Origin of the sequence: Tardiphaga sp. 37S4 (assembly GCF_021044645.1) — a bacterium.
GTDB classification, from domain to species: Bacteria; Pseudomonadota; Alphaproteobacteria; order Rhizobiales; family Xanthobacteraceae; genus Tardiphaga; species Tardiphaga robiniae.
In genome coordinates this window covers 4,671,688-4,692,236 of record NZ_CP088008.1, presented here as the reverse complement: position 1 = coordinate 4,692,236, position 20,549 = coordinate 4,671,688, and the positions used below count along the sequence as shown (strand labels likewise).

21 protein-coding genes are annotated in these 20,549 nt (G+C 63.1%); 8 read left to right on the top strand and 13 right to left on the bottom strand.

Annotation, left to right across the window (positions count from 1 at the left end; translation table 11 throughout):
- Positions 1-179: 179 nt before the first annotated feature.
- Together LPB73_RS22325 and LPB73_RS22320 are read right to left on the bottom strand one after the other, a co-directional pair.
- The gene (locus LPB73_RS22325; RefSeq protein WP_231078230.1) at positions 180-545 is read right to left on the bottom strand and encodes a DUF1304 domain-containing protein; all 366 of its coding nucleotides are present in this window, start codon (positions 543-545) and stop codon (positions 180-182) included.
- A gap of 174 nt (positions 546-719) precedes the next feature.
- The gene (locus LPB73_RS22320) at positions 720-2,474 is read right to left on the bottom strand and encodes a phosphodiesterase (protein ID WP_231078229.1); all 1,755 of its coding nucleotides are present in this window, start codon (positions 2,472-2,474) and stop codon (positions 720-722) included.
- A 207-nt stretch (positions 2,475-2,681) separates the two neighbouring features.
- Between LPB73_RS22320 and LPB73_RS22315 the strand changes: the two genes are divergently transcribed.
- Positions 2,682-3,008, top strand: a complete 327-nt coding sequence (locus LPB73_RS22315) for a hypothetical protein (protein WP_231078228.1) — start codon at positions 2,682-2,684, stop codon at positions 3,006-3,008.
- 15 nt (positions 3,009-3,023) lie between these two features.
- Here the strand turns inward: LPB73_RS22315 and LPB73_RS22310 are convergent, their stop codons facing one another.
- The 3 genes from LPB73_RS22310 to mtgA all read right to left on the bottom strand — a co-directional run bounded on the left by LPB73_RS22310 (position 3,024) and on the right by mtgA (position 5,113).
- Positions 3,024-3,692 carry a hypothetical protein gene (locus tag LPB73_RS22310; RefSeq protein ID WP_231078227.1) on the bottom strand — a complete coding sequence of 223 codons (669 nt, stop codon included), beginning with the start codon at positions 3,690-3,692 and terminating at the stop codon, positions 3,024-3,026.
- Positions 3,693-3,966: 274 nt separating this feature from the next.
- Entirely contained in the window at positions 3,967-4,152 is a 186-nt protein-coding gene (gene rpmF / locus LPB73_RS22305) for a 50S ribosomal protein L32 (RefSeq protein WP_068732923.1), read from the bottom strand.
- Positions 4,153-4,450: 298 nt separating this feature from the next.
- Entirely contained in the window at positions 4,451-5,113 is a 663-nt protein-coding gene (gene mtgA / locus LPB73_RS22300) for a monofunctional biosynthetic peptidoglycan transglycosylase (RefSeq protein ID WP_231078226.1), read from the bottom strand.
- A gap of 168 nt (positions 5,114-5,281) precedes the next feature.
- Between mtgA and LPB73_RS22295 the strand changes: the two genes are divergently transcribed.
- The 3 genes from LPB73_RS22295 to LPB73_RS22285 all read left to right on the top strand — a co-directional run bounded on the left by LPB73_RS22295 (position 5,282) and on the right by LPB73_RS22285 (position 8,693).
- The gene (locus LPB73_RS22295; RefSeq protein ID WP_231078225.1) at positions 5,282-6,208 is read left to right on the top strand and encodes a polyprenyl synthetase family protein; all 927 of its coding nucleotides are present in this window, start codon (positions 5,282-5,284) and stop codon (positions 6,206-6,208) included.
- Positions 6,209-6,221: 13 nt separating this feature from the next.
- Positions 6,222-6,920: a DUF1345 domain-containing protein gene (locus LPB73_RS22290; RefSeq protein WP_231078224.1), complete on the top strand. Its 699-nt coding sequence runs from the start codon at positions 6,222-6,224 to the stop codon at positions 6,918-6,920.
- Between the two features lie 168 nt (positions 6,921-7,088).
- Positions 7,089-8,693: a Na+/H+ antiporter gene (locus tag LPB73_RS22285; protein ID WP_231078223.1), complete on the top strand. Its 1,605-nt coding sequence runs from the start codon at positions 7,089-7,091 to the stop codon at positions 8,691-8,693.
- A gap of 6 nt (positions 8,694-8,699) precedes the next feature.
- Here LPB73_RS22285 and LPB73_RS22280 read toward each other — a convergent pair whose 3' ends face one another.
- The 5 genes from LPB73_RS22280 to LPB73_RS22260 form a co-directional block, all read right to left on the bottom strand.
- Positions 8,700-9,089, bottom strand: a complete 390-nt coding sequence (locus tag LPB73_RS22280; RefSeq protein ID WP_231078222.1) for a hypothetical protein — start codon at positions 9,087-9,089, stop codon at positions 8,700-8,702.
- 240 nt (positions 9,090-9,329) lie between these two features.
- Positions 9,330-10,613, bottom strand: coding sequence for a flavodoxin-dependent (E)-4-hydroxy-3-methylbut-2-enyl-diphosphate synthase (ispG, locus tag LPB73_RS22275; RefSeq protein ID WP_089262692.1), 1,284 nt, complete (start codon positions 10,611-10,613; stop codon positions 9,330-9,332).
- A gap of 49 nt (positions 10,614-10,662) precedes the next feature.
- Positions 10,663-11,577, bottom strand: a complete 915-nt coding sequence (locus LPB73_RS22270) for a DMT family transporter (RefSeq protein WP_231078219.1) — start codon at positions 11,575-11,577, stop codon at positions 10,663-10,665.
- Positions 11,578-11,619: 42 nt separating this feature from the next.
- On the bottom strand, positions 11,620-12,105 hold the full coding sequence (locus tag LPB73_RS22265; RefSeq protein ID WP_092139844.1) for a Fur family transcriptional regulator: 486 nt from the start codon (positions 12,103-12,105) through the stop codon (positions 11,620-11,622).
- 158 nt (positions 12,106-12,263) lie between these two features.
- Positions 12,264-13,259 carry a helix-turn-helix transcriptional regulator gene (locus LPB73_RS22260; protein ID WP_231078217.1) on the bottom strand — a complete coding sequence of 332 codons (996 nt, stop codon included), beginning with the start codon at positions 13,257-13,259 and terminating at the stop codon, positions 12,264-12,266.
- A 258-nt stretch (positions 13,260-13,517) separates the two neighbouring features.
- Between LPB73_RS22260 and LPB73_RS22255 the strand changes: the two genes are divergently transcribed.
- From LPB73_RS22255 to LPB73_RS22240, 4 genes are all read left to right on the top strand, one after another.
- Entirely contained in the window at positions 13,518-14,360 is an 843-nt protein-coding gene (locus LPB73_RS22255) for an outer membrane protein (protein WP_231078216.1), read from the top strand.
- 179 nt (positions 14,361-14,539) lie between these two features.
- Complete coding sequence (locus LPB73_RS22250) at positions 14,540-15,019, top strand: MarR family winged helix-turn-helix transcriptional regulator (RefSeq protein WP_231078214.1); 480 nt, start codon at positions 14,540-14,542, stop codon at positions 15,017-15,019.
- Entirely contained in the window at positions 15,012-16,166 is a 1,155-nt protein-coding gene (locus LPB73_RS22245) for an HlyD family secretion protein (protein WP_175368626.1), read from the top strand. The genes LPB73_RS22250 and LPB73_RS22245 overlap by 8 nt, the downstream gene beginning before the upstream one ends.
- A gap of 4 nt (positions 16,167-16,170) precedes the next feature.
- A complete protein-coding gene (locus LPB73_RS22240; protein ID WP_231078213.1) occupies positions 16,171-17,742 on the top strand; it encodes a DHA2 family efflux MFS transporter permease subunit in 1,572 nt (523 codons plus the stop codon).
- Positions 17,743-17,947: 205 nt separating this feature from the next.
- Here the strand turns inward: LPB73_RS22240 and pcaG are convergent, their stop codons facing one another.
- Genes pcaG through pcaF form a run of 3 tightly spaced genes read right to left on the bottom strand, consistent with a single transcriptional unit; the run spans position 17,948 to position 20,498 of the window.
- Positions 17,948-18,529 carry a protocatechuate 3,4-dioxygenase subunit alpha gene (gene pcaG / locus LPB73_RS22235; protein WP_231078212.1) on the bottom strand — a complete coding sequence of 194 codons (582 nt, stop codon included), beginning with the start codon at positions 18,527-18,529 and terminating at the stop codon, positions 17,948-17,950.
- Positions 18,529-19,230: a protocatechuate 3,4-dioxygenase subunit beta gene (gene pcaH / locus LPB73_RS22230; RefSeq protein ID WP_068732948.1), complete on the bottom strand. Its 702-nt coding sequence runs from the start codon at positions 19,228-19,230 to the stop codon at positions 18,529-18,531. The genes pcaG and pcaH overlap by 1 nt, the downstream gene beginning before the upstream one ends.
- Positions 19,231-19,289: 59 nt before the next feature.
- On the bottom strand, positions 19,290-20,498 hold the full coding sequence (pcaF, locus tag LPB73_RS22225; RefSeq protein ID WP_231078210.1) for a 3-oxoadipyl-CoA thiolase: 1,209 nt from the start codon (positions 20,496-20,498) through the stop codon (positions 19,290-19,292).
- Between the last annotated feature and the right edge of the window lie 51 nt (positions 20,499-20,549).

Below are 20,549 nucleotides of genomic sequence, written 5' to 3'. Positions count from 1 at the left end.
TCTTCGCGGCGGGTGAGGGGCCATGCACACGGGTTGACCCTAACTCCGTCGGTGCGGGTCGGTGAGCCGCTGCGCAGTTTGTGCGATCCGAGGGGAGCCTTTGTCGCGGCTGCGTGCCATGCCCCTCATCCCACCCTTCTCCCCGCAAGCGGGGAGAAGGAGCCGCGCGGCGCTCCAGGCTAACTTGCCAGCCACAACACGATCAGCGCCAGCGCTGCCGGCGCGGCCTGCACATACAGAATGCGCTTGCTCACCGTCGCTGCGCCGTAAGCACCGGCGACGATCACGCACAGCAAAAAGAACGCCTTGATCTGGAATGCGAAGGCTGGCGTGGAATGCAGCAGGCCCCAGATCAGACCGGCGGCGAGGAAGCCGTTATAAAGGCCCTGATTGGCGGCGAGCACTGCGGTGATCTCGGCCTTCTCCGGCGTGTTCCTGAAGGTCTTCAGGCCCTGCGGCTTCTGCCAGAGAAACATTTCCAGCACGAGAAAATAGATGTGCAGCGCCGCGACCAGCGCGGTCAGAAGATTACCGATGAAGTTCATGATGAGGCCCCATAAAAAAACTGTCATTCCGGGGCGGGCCGGCGCCGAAGGCGACGGGACCGAACCCGGAATCTCAATGTGTTCATACTATATCGGGATTCCCCACCACTCCCATTGGAGTGGCTGAGGTTCGCCCGCAGCTAACGCTGCGTTCGCCCCGGAATGACGCGTGAACTATCCCACCGCCGGCTTCGGCAGCGATGCCGGGTCCAGCCACGGACGTGCGGATGATGCCAGGCCGGTGAGGCGACCCTGAATGTAGTCGCAGCCCCAGTCGCGCAGCATCAGGCCGGACTCCTCGTCCTGCACCCATTCGGCGACGGTCTTGATGCCAAGCCGGTGGCACAAATCGATCAGGGTCTGCACGAAAGCGCGGTCGTCGGCGGAATGCGCGATGTTCTGCACGAAGGCGCCGTCGATCTTGACGATATCGACGCCGAGCTTGCGCAGGTTGCGGAATGAGGTGTAGCCGGCGCCGAAATCGTCGATGGCGATGCGGCTGCCGAAATTCTTCAGCCGCGTGACAAAGCCGCGGACGTCGTCGAGGTCCTGGATGGCCACGGTCTCGGTGATCTCGACGATCAGCCGCTGCGCGACGCCGGGATGGGCCGCCATCATCGACTCGATGGAGGTCCACCAGTCCGGATCCATTGTCGTATCCGGCGAGATGTTTAGCGAGAGCTGCACATCCGGCGCGGCGGCCAGCTCGGCAACGACCAGTTCGAGCACGCGGTGATCCACCAGCCGGATCAGCCCGAGTTTCTCGGCGACCGGCACGATATCCGGCGCCAGCAGCAATTGACCATCATCCTGCTTCATGCGCACCAGCGCCTCATAGAAAGCGGGGGTACGGCTGTCGGCATGCATCACGGGTTCGAAGGCCGTGACGATGCGGCGCTCGTTCAGCGCAGTCACGATCTCGTCGGTGACGCGGATATTGACGCGGCGCTGCGCGTCGCGCTCCACATTCGGCCGCCACAAAGCAAAGCTGCCGTGGCGGCGGCGCTTGGCGCCGTTCAGGGTTTCCTGCGCGCGGTTGACGGCTTCGTTGACGTTCTGCGCATAGCGGGGAACGCTGACGGCGCCGATGGTGGCGGTCACCGAGACCGGGCCAGACTGCGTCGGGATGACGTCGTCGCGGATGCCGACCAGAAAGCGCTCGGCGGCGATCGTGGCATCGTCAACAGTGCAGTTCTTCAGGATCAGGCCGAACTTGTTGCCGGAGAAGCGGCCCATCACGTCGCCGCCGCGCAGCCGCGCGCGAATCCGCCTGGCGATCTCGACGATCACTTCGTCGGCGATATCGAAGCCGAAGGCGTCGTTGATCCGGGCCAGATGATCGATGCCGATCAGCATGAAGGCAAAGGACGAGCGGAAGCGGGTGGCTTCCTCGATGGCTTCGGCAAGCGACGCCAGAAGATGCGCACGATTGAGTTCGCCGGTGACGGGATCGTGCTGCGCCAGTTTCAGCAGTTGTTCGTCGCGGGCATGGCGTTCGTTGTCGATGCGGACGACGCCTTCGACACTCACCGCCTTGCCCGCGGCATCGGCACGGCAATTGCCACTCTCCTCGATCCACAACACGGCGGCCGTGGTCGAGGCGCGTAGTCCGTATTCGATCCGGTAGGTGCCGCCGCCGGAAGCGAGTGCCTTGGCCAGTGCCTCGGTGCGAATGCCGCGTTGCGGCTCAATCAGCGTCGCAAGCTCGGCGCCGCTGGCGATGGTCGCGGGGGAAATGTCGGTGAAGATGGCGGCGGCCTGGTCGGTCCAGGTGATCCGGTCGCTGGCGATGTCCCAGATGAAGGCGGCCTGGCCGAGTGCGGCCAGAATCTCTGCTGCCTGCGGCTCGGAAGTGCGACCTGCCTGCAAGGAAGAATCGGCACTCTGGGAAACAGCGGATGTCAAAGTCGCCTCGTTTTGGGACGTCATCGGGTGATTCGCCCCCCGACAATACGGCTCAGATCGCTACAATCGTTAGTCAAAGTTCCTAAAGACTTAAGAAAGTGTAGCCGGGCAGGCCTTCGCAAACCTGATGAGGCCTCGATCTGAGTTGTGGAGAGCCGCGGCACGACCCTTGCGACGCAGAGGGGGGAGGGGCAACCCTCGTCCCGTATTGAGACGCGAGCACTGTTAACGATGTCGATTTCCGCGACCCGCGCTTACGCCACGACGCCGCAGCCGATGCGGCGCGCCGGCGATTTCGTGGTCGAAAAAGAGTCGGTCATCGTGGAGGCCGTCGCGCTGACGCGGCTTGAGCCGCTGCAGCATACCAACCCGGTGTCGTCGCGCGTGGCGCGGCCCGATGCATCCTTCATCGCACATCTGATCGCGACCGCCGAGCAGGCGCCACAAACGCGGGTGCTGCGCCGCGCGGATGTGGCCGATGTCGAGGCGGCTTACCGGACGGCGGCAAATATGTATGTTGCGGGATCGGCGATCAACCGCACGCAGCGTATGGCCTGACTCGGTACTCTCCGCTTACGTCTTCGGCTTGTCTTCCGGCGACGCGACGCCACCCGGCTGCAAATCCGGCGATGTAATCTGCGGCGACGTATGCGCGACGACTTCCGGCGGGACCGGGGTCGGGGTCGATTCAATCTTCGGTTCGATCCGTTCGACCTTTGGCTCCGGACGATCGGTCAACACCGCTTCGGCGACCGACGTTGCGGCGGGAACGGGGGCGGGCGGATGCGTCGGAGCGACCGGCGCTGGCGCGGGCTCATAATGCGGTGCCGGCTCCGGTGCATAGACCGGCGCGGCGACGCGGCGCGGACGGCGGGCGCGGAGCGAGATGCCGGCGAGGAAATCCACCATCGCCGTCAGGGTGATCAGGAAGAACGTGGCGTTGCCGAATTTCGGCAGCATCACGAATTCGGCGGCGGCAGCGCCGAACACCAGCAGCGACAGGAAATGATCGGTGAAATATTTCGGCGCCGGGCGCGCGGCGCGCATCACTTCGAGCCACAGCAAGAGAATGCTGAGCGCAACGAGCAGGTCGTTGAGCGTCACCATCCAGATGTCTTTCGACATCAGCGTGATCGGGAAGAGGGGGATCGGCCCCGACAGCGCGAGGTCGGGCATCAGGAAGGCGATGATGTTGCAGATCGCCACTGGAATCAGCAGCAGCGGGAAACCGATCGACGCCATCGAAGGCCTTCTTTGCGAGCGAGAGAACCAGAACGCATGTGGGCGATGCAGGACATCACCAAGGTGACGACATCACCGAGGTGACGCGCGCGCATCACCGGGACAACGCATTAGCTCCAGAGTTGGAGCGAATTCGGGCGGAAGACCAGTTCAGAATTATAGTCTGAACAGCTTTCTCGGCTTGCCCGCTGGCGCTTCGACCCGCCTGACCCGGACCTTACGTGGACGAGCGAAGGCGGCGCCACCTGATGTGGCGCTGCCCTCCATCCAGTGGTCAGGATTCTTTCTTCACCTTCAGAACCTGACGACCCTTATACATGCCGGTCTTCAGGTCGAGGTGGTGCGGACGGCGCAGTTCGCCGGAGTCCTTGTCCTCGACATAGGTCGGGGTCTTGAGTGCGTCAGCCGAACGACGCATGCCACGCCGCGACGGCGATGTTTTTCTTCTCGGAACGGCCATAGGAAAAGTCCTTGCAGGTTCTTGGCAGATGGTTTCGATCGGCGCCCGGTGACAGGCGGCCAGCACAGAACGCGCGGGCAAAATCGCTGATAAGGCCGGGCTTATAACGGAATGACGACGCGATGGCTAGGGCGGGGCCGCGGGAATTTTACGGCAAATGGGGCCCCGAACTCGTCGTTCCGGGACAGGACCGGCGGCAAAGCCGACGGGCATGGGCCCGGAACCTCGAAGTGTTTTGAACATATCGGGATTCCGGGCTCGTTCGCAGCTGACGCTGCGCCCGCCCCGGAATGACAGCCTAGTTCCAGCACCTCTGCAGCTCCGCCGCCTGCGCCCGCGCCATATAGGTTCCCGCCAGCCGCCGCACCCCCGGCCCCGGCGTCCGGGCACTGCGGGTGACCGGATTGGGCAGGATCGCGGCCAGGAGCGCGGCTTCCCGGGCCGACAGGCTCGAGGCCGGCCGATTGAAGGCATATTCGGCGCCGGCCTGGGCGCCAAACTGCCCGGATGGGCCCATTTCGGCGATATTCAGGTAGATTTCCAGGATCCGCTGCTTGGACAGCATCAGATCGACCCACATGGCCAGCGGGATTTCGAGGCCCTTGCGGATCACGCTGCGGCCCGACCACAGGAACAGGTTTTTCGCCACCTGCTGAGTGATGGTGGAGCCGCCGCCGGAGACTTCGCCGTCCTGGGCGTCCTCGATGGCGTTTTGCAGGGAATCCCAGTCGATGCCGCGATGGCTGCAGAATTTACCGTCTTCGGACGCGACCACGCTGCGCGGCAGCGCCGGCGACATGGCCTTGAGATCGACCCAGGTCCGCTGCACGGGGGAACCGGTGATCCAGCGCCATGCCATCAGCGCCGAGATCGGCCGGCCGACGGCATAAAGCGGCGTCAGCAGATAGGGCAGTGCGACAAGCAGGATCCCGATCAGGATGAGGCGGCGGATGAGGCGCAAGAGGAGCGTTCCCGGTCGGAGCTATGCCGCTGATAAAGCGGGCTTTCCCCGCTCTTTTCAAGCCGGTTAAGCTTGCCGCGACCAATCGCGGCGGGACGCCGCAGGCGCAATTGACGTGGCCTTTGCCATAGAGGATTGTCCGGCCAAATTGTTCTGGAGCTATTCTTAATGTCGACCGGTGCTTCCACCAAAGATTTTGCCTCGCGCCTGGACCAGACCGCGGACGATACCGAAGCCGTACTGACCAAAGTGCTCGCCGATGGCGTGCTACCCGATGAAATCGCCCGGCCGAAGCGGCTGATGGATGCGATGCGCTACTCCTCGCTCGGCGGCGGCAAGCGGCTGCGACCGTTCCTTGTGGTCGAGAGCGCAGCGGTATTCGGCGTGCATCGCGAGCAGGCGCTGCTGGTTGGCGCCGCTCTCGAATGCATCCACTGCTACTCGCTGATCCATGACGACCTGCCGGCCATGGACAACAGCGACCTGCGCCGCGGCCGTCCGACCCTGCACAGGGCCACCGACGATGCCACCGCGATCCTCGCCGGTGACGCGTTGCTGACGCTGGCCTTCGACATCGTCACCCGCGACGAGATCCATTCGGATGCGACGGTGCGCCTGCTGCTGACCCGAGCCCTCGCCCGCTGTGCTGGTTTGGGCGGCATGGTCGGTGGCCAGATGCTCGATCTCGCCGGCGAAGGCCGTTTCGGCGACAAGGGGCCGGTGGACGTTGCGCGTGTTCAGCAGATGAAGACCGGTGCGCTGCTGCGTTACGGCGTCATCGCCGGCGCGCTGCTCGGCCAGGCCACGCAGAAGGAATACAAGGCGCTCGACGATTACGGCCGCGCGCTCGGCGAAGCGTTCCAGATCGCCGATGATTTGCTCGACGTCGAAGGCGACGCCGCGGCGCTCGGCAAGCCCGCGGGCGCCGATGCCGCGCTCAACAAGACGACGTTCGTCACCCAGCTTGGCGTCGAAGGCGCCAAGAAGCGTGTCGCCGATCTGATCGCCACCGCCGACGCATCGCTGTCGATCTTCGGCGCCAAGGGCGACGTGCTGCGCGCTGCTGCCCGCTTCGTGGCCGAGCGCAAGAACTAAGGAAGCCCTGATCATGTCGGAGACGGACAAGGATCTCGATGAGCTCCTTGTCCGTTTTCGCAAGATGCCGGCGCCGCTCCGCGTCGTCTATGGGCGACCGCGCACGTTTCTGGCGCTTCTGATCGGCATCGTCGCGTTCTTCGTCCTGCCGTCGTCGCTGCGGCTGGTGACGCGCCTGCTGATCGGCTGGGACGTGTTCATCGCGTTCTATCTCATGCTGGTCTACGGCATGATGTTGCGCAGTGGCGGCCAGAAACACATCCGCCGCAACGCCGCCCTGCAGGACGATGGCAGTTTCATCATCCTGCTGGTGGCGGCCCTGGGCGCCTTTGCCAGTATCGCGGCCATCGTCTTCGAACTTGGCGAGGGCCATCGCACGGGCTGGGAGTTGACGCTGGCGATCGTCACCATCGCCTCGTCCTGGGCCGCCGTGCACACGACTTTCTCGCTGCATTATGCCCATCAGTTCTATCGCGGAGCCAAACCCGGCGGGCTGGCATTTCCGTCTGGCGATGACGACACGAAGGAACAGCCCGATTATTGGGACTTCGTGTATTTCTCTTTCGTCATCGGCATGACCGCGCAGGTCTCCGACGTCGGCATCACCGTGAAATCCATCCGCCGCACCGCCACGGCCCACGGCATCGTCTCCTTCATTTTCAACACCGCGCTGGTGGCGCTGATGGTCAACATCGCGGCAAGCGCGATCTGAGCTTCGACCTCTCCGCCGTCATTGCGAGGAGCGAAGCGACGCGGCAATCCAGAAGGCCACAAGCGAAGTAAGACTGGATTGCTTCGTCGCAAGGGCTCCTCGCAATGACGATCACATTGACCTCACTTCTCATCCGGGCAAATTAGGCACGCAAAGGATGCCGCCCGCGTGGAAGCCAAATTTCAGATTTTCCTGGTCCTGATCGCCGCCCTCGCATGCACCGCGTGGCTGGCCAAGCGCATCAGCATTGCCCCGGCCATCCTGCTGCTACTGGCCGGCATTGCACTGGCCTTCGTGCCGGGCATGCCCTCGATCCAATTGCCGCCGGATGTGGTGCTGCTCGGCGTGCTGCCGCCCCTGATCTATTCGGCTTCCGTCGCCATGAGCTGGCGCGAATTCCGCGCCAATCTGCGGATCATCACGCTCCTGGCCGTCGGCTGCGTGATCTTCACGGCGTGCCTCGTCGCCACCGCGACGCATTTTCTGATCGGGCTGCCGTGGTCGGTCGGCTTCCTGCTCGGCGCCATCGTCGCGCCGCCGGACGTGGTGGCGCCGCTGGCGATTGCGCGCAAAATCGGCCTGCCGCGCCGCATTCTGGTGGTGCTGGAAGGCGAGGGTCTCGCCAATGATGCGACGACGCTGATCCTGTATCGCTTTGCGGTGGTGGCGATCACCACCGGGGCGTTCTCGCTGCCGAAGGCGGCCGGCACCTTCGTCGCCATCCTCGCCTGCGAATTGGTCTTCGGCCTCGCCATCGGCTGGATCAGCCTGCGCATGCGTCACCGCGCGCGCGATCCGCAGGTCGAGATTACGCTGTCGCTGCTGACACCCTATGTCGCCTATCTCATTCCCGAACATTTCGGTGGCTCCGGCATCATCGCCACCGTGGCCTGCGGTCTCTACATCTCCTGGAACGGCCCGCTGCTGATCTCGGCGGCGACGCGCCTGCAGGGCATCTTCTTCTGGGATTTGGTGATCTATCTGGTCGAGGGTCTGCTTTTCCTTTTGACCGGCTTCCAGATGCGGGCGCTGATCGAGAAATCGAAAGCGTTTCCGTTTGCCGAGATCATGTGGGCCACGGTGCTCGTCACCGCCGTGATCATCGTGGCGCGTTTCGTCTGGGTCTATGCGGCGATCTATGTACCGCGCTGGCTGAGCGCTGACCTGCGCAAGCGCGATCCCGCGCCGAACTGGCAATGGACCTTCGTCGTCGCCTTCACCGGCGTGCGCGGTGCCGTATCGCTCGCCGCAGCGCTGGCGCTGCCGTTCACGCTGGTCTCGAACGAAGGCTTTCCGTCGCGCGACCTGATCCTGTTCGTCTCCTTCAACATCATTCTCATCACGCTGGTTGGCTTCGGCCTGTGCCTGCCCATCGTGGTGAAGTGGCTCGGCGTGACCAAAATCGGCCGCGAGGAATATATCGCCGAGCACGAGGCCGAGCTCGCGACACGCCGCGAGGCGCTGGCCACAGCCCTGGCGCGGCTCGATGCCATGACCGACGATCGCGAACTGTCCGACGAGGTCGTGAAGCTGCTGCGCGCGCGCCATGAAAGCCGCTCGAATCAGTTGCCGGGCGAACTCGATCCCGACGTCGACGTCTCCGCGGTGGGTATCGATCTGGTGCGCGAACTCATCAAGGCGGAGCGCAAATTCATCCACGCGCAACTGCGCGACGGCAAGATTACCGACGAGAGCCGCCGCCGCATCGAGCGCGATCTGGATCTGGAAGAAGCGGGGCTGAGCAACCGCGAGTTCCGGCGAATTCCGCTGTAGTGTCGCTCAGCGGATGCGCTCGGTGAAGACCGGCTCGAAGAAGCGCCACTCGTCGTAAGAGGCATCGGGAAGCCTGTAGGGCTGGCAGCTCTCGAGCGCACGCATGCAACTCAGCTGATACGCCTTGCTATAGGGCGTGGTCGAGGTGATCGATATCGGGCGCGCCTCATCGATCATGCCATCGCGATTCAGCTTGATCACGAAGATCGCCTCGATCGGCTCCTTGCCGCCGCCACCGGGCTTTTTCCAGCATCGCTCCACCTGGGCTTTGAAGAGTGGTCCCCAGTGAGCTGCAGCGTTGCCGGTCCGCTTCGGCACCTGAGGGGGCGCTGCCGGCGGCGTCTGCTGTGATGGCGCGATGTCAGGTCGCGTGAAGCGGCCGGGCAGGCCAAACATCTGAGCGTTGCAGACGGGCATCCACGTCAGAAGAAACACGGATACGAGGACCGCGAGCCTGGCGAGGTTTTTTGAAGATAAGCGTTGGCGATCGACAATCATGCCATTCTGCCAATGAATGCGGACTCAATAAAATAAAACTATAGATTGAATATTACTCCGAGGGCAATCGAGGTGGTCAATAAAAAAGCCGGCGACGGATGATCCGGTCGCCGGCTGATTTTGGAGCAGCTGCTTGAATTACTCGGCCGCGGTGACGACTTCCGGCGCCTTGGCGTTGGCGCCGTAGCGCTGATCGATATAGTCGATCACCAGCGCCTTGAAGTCGGCCGCAATGCTTGGGCCGCGCAGGGTGCGGAATTTCTCGCCATCGACGAACACCGGAGCGGCCGGGCTTTCGCCTGTGCCGGGCAGTGAGATGCCGATATTGGCATGCTTGGATTCGCCGGGGCCATTCACGATGCAGCCCATGACCGCGACGTTGAGGTTCTCGACGCCGGGATACTGCGTCTTCCAGCCTGGCATCGAGTCGCGGATGAAATCCTGGATCGAACGGGCCAGTTCCTGGAACGTGGTCGAGGTGGTGCGGCCGCAACCGGGGCATGCCGCAACCAGCGGCACGAAGGTGCGGAAGCCCATGGTCTGCAGCAGCTCCTGCGCGACCTGAACTTCCACCGTGCGATCGCCGCCGGGCTCGGGGGTGAGCGAAATGCGGATGGTGTCGCCGATGCCCTGCTGCAGCAGGATGCCGAGCGCGGCCGAGGAGGCGACGATGCCCTTCGAGCCCATGCCGGCCTCGGTGAGACCGAGATGGATCGCATAGTCTGAGCGCGAGGCGAGCGTCTGATACACCGCGATGAGGTCCTGCACCGCCGAGACCTTGGCGGACAGGATCATCTTGTTCTTCGGCATACCGAGTTCTTCGGCGCGCGCCGCCGAGAGCAGTGCCGACTGCACCATCGCTTCACGCGTCACCGCGCGGACGTCCTTCGGGTTCGCGGACAGCGCGTTCTCGTCCATCAGCTTGGTGAGCAGTTCCTGATCGAGCGAACCCCAGTTCGCGCCGATGCGGACGGCCTTGTTGTTCTTGTTGGCGATCTCGATGATGTCGGCGAACTGGCTGTCACGCTTGCTCTTGAAGCCGACATTGCCGGGATTGATGCGGTATTTGTCGAGTGCCGCGGCGCAGGCCGGATATTCGGCGAGCAGCTTGTGGCCGATGTAATGGAAGTCGCCAACCAGCGGCGTGGTGATGCCCTGCTTGTCGAGCGCTTCGCGGATATGCGGAACGGCGGCGGCTGCTTCGTCGCGGTCCACGGTGATGCGGACCATTTCCGAGCCCGCGCGCGACAGCGCTGCGACCTGGTCGATGGTGCCCTGGATGTCGGCCGTGTCGGTGTTGGTCATCGACTGCACGACGATCGGTGCACCGCCGCCGACAGCGACGTTGCCAACCATGACCTGTGTGGTGAGGTGCCGGGGCGCCGGACCGGCGATATCAGACGGAATTTCAATCTTGTTCATGGGGTCTCGAATATCAGATTTAGATGACATCCAGCAATGCGTTAGTGGCCTAGGCCCTGACCGGTCGGTTAACGAGGACCAGCCCGGCAACGACCAATAACGCAGCGAGGCCGAAGGCGGGGGTCAGGTGGTCGCCCATGATGAGATAGCCTGCCGCGACGCCAAACAAAGGGGTAATGAAGGTAAAAGCCGACAATTTGCTGGCGGAATAGGTCTTGATCAGCCCGAACCAGAGCAAAAACGTGAAGCCGACCACCCAGAAGGCCTGAAACGAGAGCAGTGACAGCGCCAGCGGACCGGGAACCCGGGTCACGGTCTCGCCCGCCAGCAGCGCCGCCAGGCCCAAAATCGGGACAGACAGCCCGACCTGGTATCCCAGTGCCTTCTCGGGCGGTGCGTAGAGGAGTGGCGTCATCTTGACCACCAGCGTGGTCGCGGCCCACAGCCCCGCACCGCCGACGATCATCAGATCCCCGATCAGGACATCGGTGGTGACGTCAGGCTGCGGGACGCCGATGGCCACGGCGACGCCGGCGAAGCTCACCGCGAGCCCGGCCCATTGCACCGGGCGCAGGCGTTCACCCAGGAACTGATAGGCACCGAAAGCGACGAAGAACGGCATCGTGTAGAGGAAAACCGCGGCGCGCGAGGCCGTCGTGAATTGCAGGCCGTGAAAGATCAGCACGAATTCGATGCCGAACAGCACGCCGGCGAACAGGCCGGCCTTCAGCGTGCCGTCGCGTTCGAACAGCTTGACGCCGCGCATGCGCGCAATGGCCAGGATGACCAGCAGTGCGCCGGCCGAGCGCAGCATCGCCTGCGTGTAAGGCGGGATATCGTGCAGCACCAGCTTGATGGCGATCTGGTTGAAGCCCCAGGTCAGGCACAGCATCAGCACGAGGGCGATGGCGCCGGCGGTGAGTGCGCGTCCGCCGGGTGGGCTGATGATGGTTTCTGCAGACATGAAGCCTCGGGCCCGGCTTGTCGCCGTGTTGTTATGGGATCGTCACGCCTGACAGTGCGCGCAGGTTCCGGTGATTTCGACAACAGACAGTTTTGGGACGAAGCCAGTCGTCCGTGCGGCATCATTCAGGCTCTGCGCGACTTTCGTGGCCGGCACTTCGCCGACCGACCCGCACTGGTCACAGATCAGAAACGCGACCATCGAGGCCGTGCCGTGGTCGTGCGCGCAGGCCAGGAAGGCGTTGCGGCTCTCGATGCGGTGAACGAGGCCGTTCTCCATCAGGAAATCAAGTGCGCGATACACGGTGATGGGTGCCGGACGCGAAGTGGTCTTGGCCAACTCATCGATGATCTCGTAGGCCCCAAGCGGCCGATGGCTCGCGAGCAGCGCTTCAAGCACCTGCCGGCGGATCGGGGTCAGCTTTTGCGATCGGGCTGCACAGACATGCTCGGCATGATGCATCGCGTCCGCTGTACAGCGGTCGTGATCGTGGCCAGGAGCCGGGAAAGTTGGTTTCGGAACTGCCATATGGAGGTAGCTTAACCCGTTGGGTGTGATTGTGCCCGTCTTTTTGGCGTTGGGGCCCAGTCTTACACCAAATCCTGCGCTGCCAAACGACGAGCGTTCCCTGCAAATGGGGGGACAGTCGGGCGATTGCAAAGGTTGAATGGGCGATACCGGGCCGATCAGGTGGAGCTTTTGCGCTCCCGGCGCAGATCCGATGGCGAGGTGGCATATCGGCGCCGGAATGTCCGGTTGAAATACGACAAATCGTTGAAGCCGGCCTCGTCCGCGATCTTCCCGATCCGCTCATCGGCCCGCAATGGGTCGAGTAGCAATGCATGAGCAAGGGCCAGACGCCGTTCGAGCAAATATTCCGACAGGCTGAGGTCGTGTTCGCGAAACAGCTTGCGGACATAATCAGGCGAGATTTTCTGAGCCGCCGCCAGCGTTTCGGCCGAGAGGTCGTGATTTCCGAGGCCTGCTTCGATGGCTGCCTTGATCGCCTGCAAGCGCAGCATGCGGGTGCTGCAAGGTGGAGATGTCTCGGAGCGGTTCTCGCAACCGATTGTCAGAAGTGCGATCAGGCTACACAGATCGGCCACGACATGGTGTTGAAGATGGGTGGGGGCGGACCCGTCGAGGTCGATTGCTTCCTGACAATGCGCCATCAATAGCCGCAACGTCTGAGCCTCCAGGAGGACAGGTCGCATGAGCCAGGCGCCAAGATTGGGCACCTTGATCGACAGCGCAGCACGGTCGATCTGAACGATCAGATGCTGCGTCTCACAAGATGACGTATGCCAACCGGCGTCCCTGGTTGTCATCAAGACCGCATGGTTCTGCTCGATGATCTCTTCGCGGCCATGCTGTGATGCGCGAGCCCGACCTTTCAGAACGACTGCAAACACAACATCGTCGGGCGGTGACGCAGTCGCAGCATCCGGCATGCGATCGTTCGCCGGAAATCCCGTGCCGATAAAAACAATCGCGCCGGGCAGCCTGTGCAATGCAGTATCGGTTGAAAACGGGGTGTCCGTCGGAAAAGGGGATTCGACGTTGAATGTCAGGCGCCCGAATTGGAGCTGCGGTGTCGGCAGATTTTCGGAAGCAGCCGCGATTAATGAATCGGGCGTTTCGGGACCGGGCCTTGAAGTCACGAGGATCAGTCCTGCAAGCATTGAACTATATCTTGGTCGTGCCAGTACGGATCGCGTTCATATTCATCGCTTTGCTGCGTCTTTGGGCGGTTTCTCTTTTGATAGTTCGCGATGCGCCATGTGGCCTGAACGCAACAAGCAGAACGAATTGCGGTGCCAGTCTCGCCCAGTCCTGCCGCGTCGCGTCCGTTCCAAGTCGCTGATGTCTCATTCAACTACACATCATCGAAGCAGGGCCTTGGGCCTGCCTTCGTTGATCTGTTGCTGAGGAGACTGATGGTGAAACGTACCGTATTGGCCGCTGCAGGCCTCGCCATCATGGCGTTTTCGTCGACCGCGGGCGCTGCGGATCTGTCGCCCCGCATGTACGCCAAGGCGCCGGTTCTGGTGGACCCCGGCATCAACTGGACCGGATTTTATGTCGGCCTCAACGGCGGCTATAGCTGGGGCAAGGGCGACGCCACTTTCCTGCCGGGCACCGCCTTTGCGTCGCCGGTCAAGCAGGACGTCAATGGCGGCCTGGGCGGCGGCCAGATCGGCTACAACTGGCAGCTCGACCGCACATGGGTCGTCGGTCTCGAAGCCGATATCCAGGGGACTGGTGAACGTGGCAGCGCGAACTCTCCAGTGAGTTCGCTGCGGAGCACCTTGCCCGGCGGTGACTTCAATCTGCTCGCACTGACCTCGGCAAACAGCTCATGGAGCTTCCCGTGGTTCGCCACATTCCGCGGCCGGGTCGGCCTGCTGGCGACACCGGACCTGCTGCTTTACGGTACTGGCGGTCTGGTTGTCGGTGAGGTCAAATATTCCACCCAGACGACAGTAACGGGTCAGATCTTCGGGCCAGGCTCTGCTGGCACGACACCGGCCAGCGCGGCCGTGACGATTCCCGGCACGCTGCTGTCGGAATCGCAGACCCGTGTCGGCTGGACCCTGGGCGCCGGTCTGGAAAAGAAGTTCGGCACCAACTGGTCGGCCAAGCTCGAATATCTCTATCTCGATCTGGGTTCGGCGACCTATTTCGGGGGGACAGCCAACCAGACCTCGGTCGGCTTCCACGACCACGTCTTCCGCGCCGGCATCAATTACGCCTTCAGCCCCGCGGTCGTCGCCAAATACTGATCCTTTCGATCCTCCTGACGACCTCAAGCCCGGCCTCGTGCCGGGCTTTTTGCTGTGTCGCCCATTTGTGGGAGGTTCGGAGATCTAGCCATGCGCTAGTCGCGGGGCTGCGTCGTATCGTCCACCGATGCGCTATTCATAAGCTTGCTTATAATAAGCTAAGTTTACGGAGCGCCACCATGTCCTGCCAGCCTGACACCGGCACCGATTTCCTGTCCGCTTTGTTCGAGACCCAGCGCATGTTGCGGCTGCTGGCCGACAAGGAAGCGCGCCAGTTCGGCATGACCCGCGCCCAATGGGCGGTGCTCGCCAAGGTCGAGCGCAATGAGGGGCAAAAACAGACCGATCTCGCCGACGCCATGGAAATGGCGCCGATCAGCCTGACGCGGCTGATCGACAAGCTCTGCGACAGCGGCCTGATCGAACGCCGCAATGACGATACCGACCGCCGCATCAAGCGCCTCTATCTCACCGAGGCCGCGCGCCCGCTGACGGCAAAGCTGGCGGTGCTGCGCGGCAACCTGATGAAGGTCGCGTTCGACGGCGTGAGCGAGGCCGACATGCACCAGCTGGTCGCGCATCTCGAAACCATCAAAGACAATATCCGCGCTGCGCTGAACCCCGCAGCCACAAAGACCAAGGAACAAGTCTATGGCTGAGCCCGTGCTGAAATTTCCCGACAAGGATGCGCCTGAGGGCGGATCCGATGGCGCCGCGACCACGCAGCGTCAGGGCGCGAAAGGTTTCCTGAAGCGCTATCGGCGAACGTTGCTGCTGGTCGTACTGCCTGCCATCGTTCTTGTTGGCGGCGTCGCCTTCTATCTGTCGGGTGGTCGCTATGTCGGCACTGACGATGCCTATGTCGGTGCGCAGAAGGTGCTGATCACGCCGGATATCTCCGGCAAGGTCGACAAGGTCGTGGTGCGCGAAGGCCAGCATGTCAAAGAAGGCGACGTGTTGTTCGAGATCGATCCGGTCCCGTTCCGGCTGGCGCTCGACGATGCCAGGGCAAAGCTGGCGCAGGCGAAAACCACCTATGACAACCTCGTCAGCAACGTGAAGATCTACGGCCAGATGCAGGATCTGGCGCAGCAGGGTGTCGACTTCAAACAGCGCGACGTCGAACGCAAGTCGACTCTGGTCAAGAGCAACTTCGGCTCGCAGCTCGATCTCGACAATGCGGCGACTGCGGCGGTGACCGCGAAGGCGCAGCTCGAACTCCTGAGGCAGCAGCTCGCGACCTCGATGAACCAGTTGCTCGGCAATCCCGACCTGCCGTTGGCTCAGTTCCCGCCCTACGCGCAGGCGCAGTCGGCGCTCGATCAGGCGCAGCGCAATCTCGACCACACCGTGCTGAAGGCGCCGATCTCCGGCGTCGCGACGCAGGTCGATAACATCCAGCTCGGCCGCTTCGCGATGGCCGGCACGCCGATCCTCACGGTGATCGACGACAACAGGCCATGGGTCGATGCCAATCTGAAGGAATCTGATTTCACTTACATCGCCGTCGGACAGACTGTGGAGATCGACGTCGATGCGTTCCCGAACCACGCCTTCAAGGGCACCGTCGGTTCGCTGAGCCCTGGCACCGGCGCGCAATTCGCGATCCTGCCGCCGCAAAACGCCACCGGCAACTTCGTCAAGGTGGTGCAGCGCGTGCCGGTGCGGATCTATCTCGATTATGCAGATCCCTTCGTGAAGCGACTGAAGGCCGGCATGAGCACTTACACGACAATCGATACCAAGCATCATCGCTCGCTGGCGGGCCTGCTCGGCCTGTCATCGGCCAAGGCTGCTCAGGACTGATCCCATGAGCACGTCGGCGCCATCTCCCAGTGCGGTCCCCGGCTTTCGCCGGAATATGGTGACGATCTGCGCCATGACCGCGACCATCATGCAGGCGCTCGACACCACCATCGCCAATGTGGCCCTGCCCTACATGCAGGGCACGCTGTCGGCGTCGCAGGATCAGGTCAACTGGGTGCTGACCTCCTATATCGTCGCCGCGGCTATCATGACCGCGCCCGTCGGCTGGATCGCCAACCGGTTCGGCCGCAAGAAGATCCTCATCGTCTGTTCGGCGGGCTTCACGGTCGCCTCGGTGCTGTGCGGCCTCGCGCAGGACATCAACCAGATGGTCGGCTTTCGCCTGTTGCAGGGCGTTTTCGGCGCGGCACTCGTGCCGCTGTCGCAGGCGGTGATGCTCGACAGCTACGCGCTGCATGAGCGCGCCAAGGCGATGTCGATCTGGGGCATGGGCGTGATGCTCGGCCCGATCATGGGGCCTTCATTGGGCGCCTGGCTGACTGAAACTTACTCCTGGCACTGGGTGTTCTTCGTCAATCTGCCCTTCGGCATCGTCACGGTGTTTGGCCTGCTGGCCTTCATGGACGAGACCAAGACCAATGCAGACCTGAAATTCGACTGGTTCGGTTTCGGCGCGCTGGCCATCGGTATCGGTGCGATGCAGCTCGCACTTGACCGCGGCGAGCAGCTCGGGTGGCTCGAATCCAATGAAATCGTCATCGAGGCGATCGTTTCGATCATCGGCTTCTATTATTTCTTCGCGCATTCCTTCACGACCTCGAAGCCGTTCATCCAGTTCGCCATCTTCAAGGACAAGAATTTTGTCGGCGGCTGCGTGTTCATGGCCGTCATGGGGCTGGTGCTGTATTCGACCATGGCACTGTCGTCGCCCTATCTGCAGAACGTGATCGGCTATCCGATCCTCACGGCGGGGCTATTACTGGCGACGCGCGGCTCCGGCACCTTCGTGGCGATGATGCTGGTCGGGCGCATCATGAAATATGTCGAGGCGCGTACACTGATCATGGTGGGAATGGCACTGATGTCGGTGTCGCTGTTCTTTACGTCGATGTGGACCGACCAGACCGGCGTGCCGGAGATCGTGATCGTCTCCATCGCGCAGGGATTTGGCCTTGGTCTCGTCTTCGTGCCGCTGTCCACCGTGGCGTTCCTGACGCTGCCAAATCATCTGCGCACCGACGGCACCTCGATGCTCACGCTGCTGCGCAATGTCGCGAGTTCGATCGGCATCTCCATCGTGATCGCGCAGCTCACCTCAAACACCCGTATGGCCCATGCGGTGCTGGTCGAGCACATCACGCCGTTCAGCAATGCGCTGCAGATGCCCAATGTGACCAGCGCGATCAACCTCGCCACCGACAGCGGCCGCGCCATGATGGACGCCATCGTCACGCTGCAGGCCACGATCATCGCCTTCGGGCTGGATTATCAGATGGTGATGCTGGTGACGCTCTGTGCGATTCCGATGGCGCTGATCATCGGCTCGTCCAAGGCGACCTTGCGCGCGCAAGCGGCGAAGCCGGGTGCGGACGAGCATCCGGCGGTGATGGAGTAATTGAAGCGGAGACGCTGATGGTTTTCCTCCCTCAAGTCCAGCGAAGCTGGACGCAGTGGGGAGGGTCGGCCGATAGGCCGGGGTGGGGTCTCTCCCCAAGCGAGGACGCCGTGTGTGGCTCCCCACCCGTCTCGACCGCTTCGCGGTCGATCCACCCTCCCCACCTGCGCGGCTGCGCCGCTTTGGGGGAGGGATAAGAGAGACATCACACGTCGAAGAACACCGTCTCGTTGGCGCCTTGCAGGTGGATATCAAACCGATACACGCCAAGGGCCGTCTTCTTCGCGATGATCGTCGCGCGGCGGTCGGCCGGGACGAGGTTCATCACCGCATCATCAGCCGTCGCGGCTTCGTCCTCGAAATAGATACGCGTCATCGACTGCATGGTCATGCCGCGGCCAAACACGGCCATCACGATATGTGGGGCCTGCGGCTTGCCATCATGGCCGGGCACGGCGCCGGGCTTTACAGTGTCGAACGAATATTCGCCGGCATCGGTGGTGCCGGAGCGGCCGAAACCCCTGAAGCTCGAATTCGGCAGCCCGCGGGTATCCTGCGGATCGGCGAAGCGGCCCTGCGCGTCGGCCTGCCAGATTTCCAGCACGGCATCGGGCACAACCTTGCCATCGCCGTCATAGATCACGCCTTCGATGCGGATCTTGTCGCCGGTGACATCAGGCGTCAGCAGGTTGTTGGTGAAGGCGTCGTTCCAGGCGTATTTGCCGTTCGGTGTCAGGCCGTAGGCATAGAACGGACCGACGGTCTGCGACGGGGTAATTCCGGGCATCAGTGATTCTCCGTCGGAGTGGCGTTGCGACCACGCAGTACGATGTTGAAGCGATAGGCCAGCGCCCAGCCAGGCTCGGTGACGTCGAGGTCGAAATCCGACACCATGCGCAGGCGCGCCTTTTCGTCGGTGACCGAGTTGAAGATCGGGTCGAACGGAAACAGCGGATCGTTCGGGAAATACATCTGCGTCACGAGGCGCGAGACGAAGGAGTGGCCGAACACCGAGAAGTGGATATGCGCAGGGCGCCAGGCATTATGGTGATTGCCCCACGGATAGGCGCCGGGCTTGATAGTGACGAACTTGTAGTTGCCCGCGGCGTCGGTGACGGTGCGGCCGGCGCCGGTGAAGTTCGGATCGAGCGGCGCGGGGTGTTGGTCCCAGACATGCACGTAACGTCCGCAGGCATTGGCCTGCCAGAGTTCGACCAGCGTGTTCGGCACGCCGCGGCCGTCCTCGTCCATCACCGTGCCGTGCACGATGATGCGTTCGCCGAGCGGCTCGCCCGCATGCATGGTGGTGAGGTCATGATCGCCGGGTCGTACCGTCTCGTGGCCATAGACCGGTCCTGTCGTTTCCGACAGCGTGTGCGGCATCAGGATGCGCTGCTTCTGCGGCGCGCGCTTGATGGTGCTCTTGTAGCCGGGTGAGAGGCGCGGCGCGTGCGCCGCATTGCTCTCGACGGGATAGATTAGCGTCATGCTGGTTTCCCCTTTGGCCGCCGCGGATCCCGCGGCGGCTTGCTTGTGGACGTAGTTTTTTAGTTCAGCTTCTCGATCGCCATGGCGACGCCCTGACCGACGCCGACGCACATGGTGGCGAGCGCGAGCTTGCCGCCGCGCTTCTCCATGCCGTGCACCGCCGTCATCGCCAGGCGCGCGCCGCTCATGCCGAGCGGGTGGCCGAGCGCGATCGCGCCGCCGTGTGGGTTGACGAAATCAGCATCTTCCTTGACGCCAAGCTGGCGCAGTACGGCGATACCCTGCGATGCGAAGGCCTCGTTGAGCTCGATCAGGTCGAAGTCGCTGATCTTCAGACCAAGGCGTTCCATCAGCTTCTTGGTCGCAGGCACCGGGCCGATGCCCATGATGCGCGGCGCGACGCCGCCCGAGGCGAGGCCGAGAATGCGGGCGCGGGCCTTGAGGCCGTGCTTCTCGACCGCAGCACCCGAGGCGAGGATCATGGCGCAGGCACCGTCATTGACGCCCGAGGCGTTGCCCGCGGTGACCGTGCCGTCCTTGCGGACGATCGGGCGCAGCTTGGCGAGGCCTTCCAGCGTGGTTTCGGGGCGCGGATGCTCGTCCTTGTCGACGGCGATCGGGCCGGCCTTGCCGCCGGGCACCATCACCGGGATGATTTCTTCGGCGAAATAGCCCGAAGCGATCGCCTTGCCGGCGTTCTGCTGCGAGCGGATCGCAAAGGCATCCTGGTCGGCGCGCGAGATCTGGAAATCCTGCGCGACGTTTTCGCCGGTCTCAGGCATAGCGTCGACGCCGTATTTTTCCTTCATCAGCGGGTTGATGAAGCGCCAGCCGATGGTGGTGTCGAAGATTTCCGCCGAACGGGAGAAGGCTTCGGTGGCCTTGCCCTGCACGAATGGCGCACGGGTCATGGATTCGACGCCGCCGGCAATGGCGAAATCGATTTCACCGGCGCGGATGGCACGGGCGCCGGCGCCAACGGCATCGAGGCCGGAGGCGCAAAGACGGTTCAGTGTGGCGCCGGGAACGGAATCCGGCAGGCCGGCCAGCAGCGCGGCCATGCGGGCGACGTTGCGGTTGTCTTCACCGGCCTGGTTGGCGCAGCCGAAATAGACTTCCTCGACGACAGCCCAATCCACACCGGGATTGCGGTCCATCAGGGCTTTAATGGGGGCGGCGGCGAGGTCGTCGGCGCGAACTTTGGCAAGGGAGCCGCCGAAACGGCCGATGGGGGTGCGGACGGCGTCGCAAATGAAGACATCGCTCATCAATTCTCTCCCTGGAGACTGCATCCGCGCTCGATTGCCGGATTTTCGCGG

What these genes read in the sequence shown, in the direction of transcription:
- LPB73_RS22290 (WP_231078224.1), top strand. Translation starts at nt 6,222, where the DNA reads ATGTCGGAGACGGACAAGGATCTCGATGAGCTCCTTGTCCGTTTTCGC.
- LPB73_RS22280 (WP_231078222.1), bottom strand. Translation starts at nt 9,089, where the DNA reads ATGTTTGGCCTGCCCGGCCGCTTCACGCGACCTGACATCGCGCCATCA.
- pcaH (WP_068732948.1), bottom strand. Translation starts at nt 19,230, where the DNA reads ATGACGCTAATCTATCCCGTCGAGAGCAATGCGGCGCACGCGCCGCGC.
- LPB73_RS22325 (WP_231078230.1), bottom strand. Translation starts at nt 545, where the DNA reads ATGAACTTCATCGGTAATCTTCTGACCGCGCTGGTCGCGGCGCTGCAC.
- LPB73_RS22245 (WP_175368626.1), top strand. Translation starts at nt 15,012, where the DNA reads ATGGCTGAGCCCGTGCTGAAATTTCCCGACAAGGATGCGCCTGAGGGC.
- LPB73_RS22240 (WP_231078213.1), top strand. Translation starts at nt 16,171, where the DNA reads ATGAGCACGTCGGCGCCATCTCCCAGTGCGGTCCCCGGCTTTCGCCGG.
- LPB73_RS22270 (WP_231078219.1), bottom strand. Translation starts at nt 11,577, where the DNA reads ATGTCTGCAGAAACCATCATCAGCCCACCCGGCGGACGCGCACTCACC.
- LPB73_RS22265 (WP_092139844.1), bottom strand. Translation starts at nt 12,105, where the DNA reads ATGGCAGTTCCGAAACCAACTTTCCCGGCTCCTGGCCACGATCACGAC.
- LPB73_RS22320 (WP_231078229.1), bottom strand. Translation starts at nt 2,474, where the DNA reads ATGACGTCCCAAAACGAGGCGACTTTGACATCCGCTGTTTCCCAGAGT.
- rpmF (WP_068732923.1), bottom strand. Translation starts at nt 4,152, where the DNA reads ATGGCCGTTCCGAGAAGAAAAACATCGCCGTCGCGGCGTGGCATGCGT.
- pcaF (WP_231078210.1), bottom strand. Translation starts at nt 20,498, where the DNA reads ATGAGCGATGTCTTCATTTGCGACGCCGTCCGCACCCCCATCGGCCGT.
- LPB73_RS22310 (WP_231078227.1), bottom strand. Translation starts at nt 3,692, where the DNA reads ATGGCGTCGATCGGTTTCCCGCTGCTGCTGATTCCAGTGGCGATCTGC.
- LPB73_RS22295 (WP_231078225.1), top strand. Translation starts at nt 5,282, where the DNA reads ATGTCGACCGGTGCTTCCACCAAAGATTTTGCCTCGCGCCTGGACCAG.
- LPB73_RS22250 (WP_231078214.1), top strand. Translation starts at nt 14,540, where the DNA reads ATGTCCTGCCAGCCTGACACCGGCACCGATTTCCTGTCCGCTTTGTTC.
- LPB73_RS22260 (WP_231078217.1), bottom strand. Translation starts at nt 13,259, where the DNA reads ATGCTTGCAGGACTGATCCTCGTGACTTCAAGGCCCGGTCCCGAAACG.
- ispG (WP_089262692.1), bottom strand. Translation starts at nt 10,613, where the DNA reads ATGAACAAGATTGAAATTCCGTCTGATATCGCCGGTCCGGCGCCCCGG.
- LPB73_RS22315 (WP_231078228.1), top strand. Translation starts at nt 2,682, where the DNA reads ATGTCGATTTCCGCGACCCGCGCTTACGCCACGACGCCGCAGCCGATG.
- pcaG (WP_231078212.1), bottom strand. Translation starts at nt 18,529, where the DNA reads ATGCCCGGAATTACCCCGTCGCAGACCGTCGGTCCGTTCTATGCCTAC.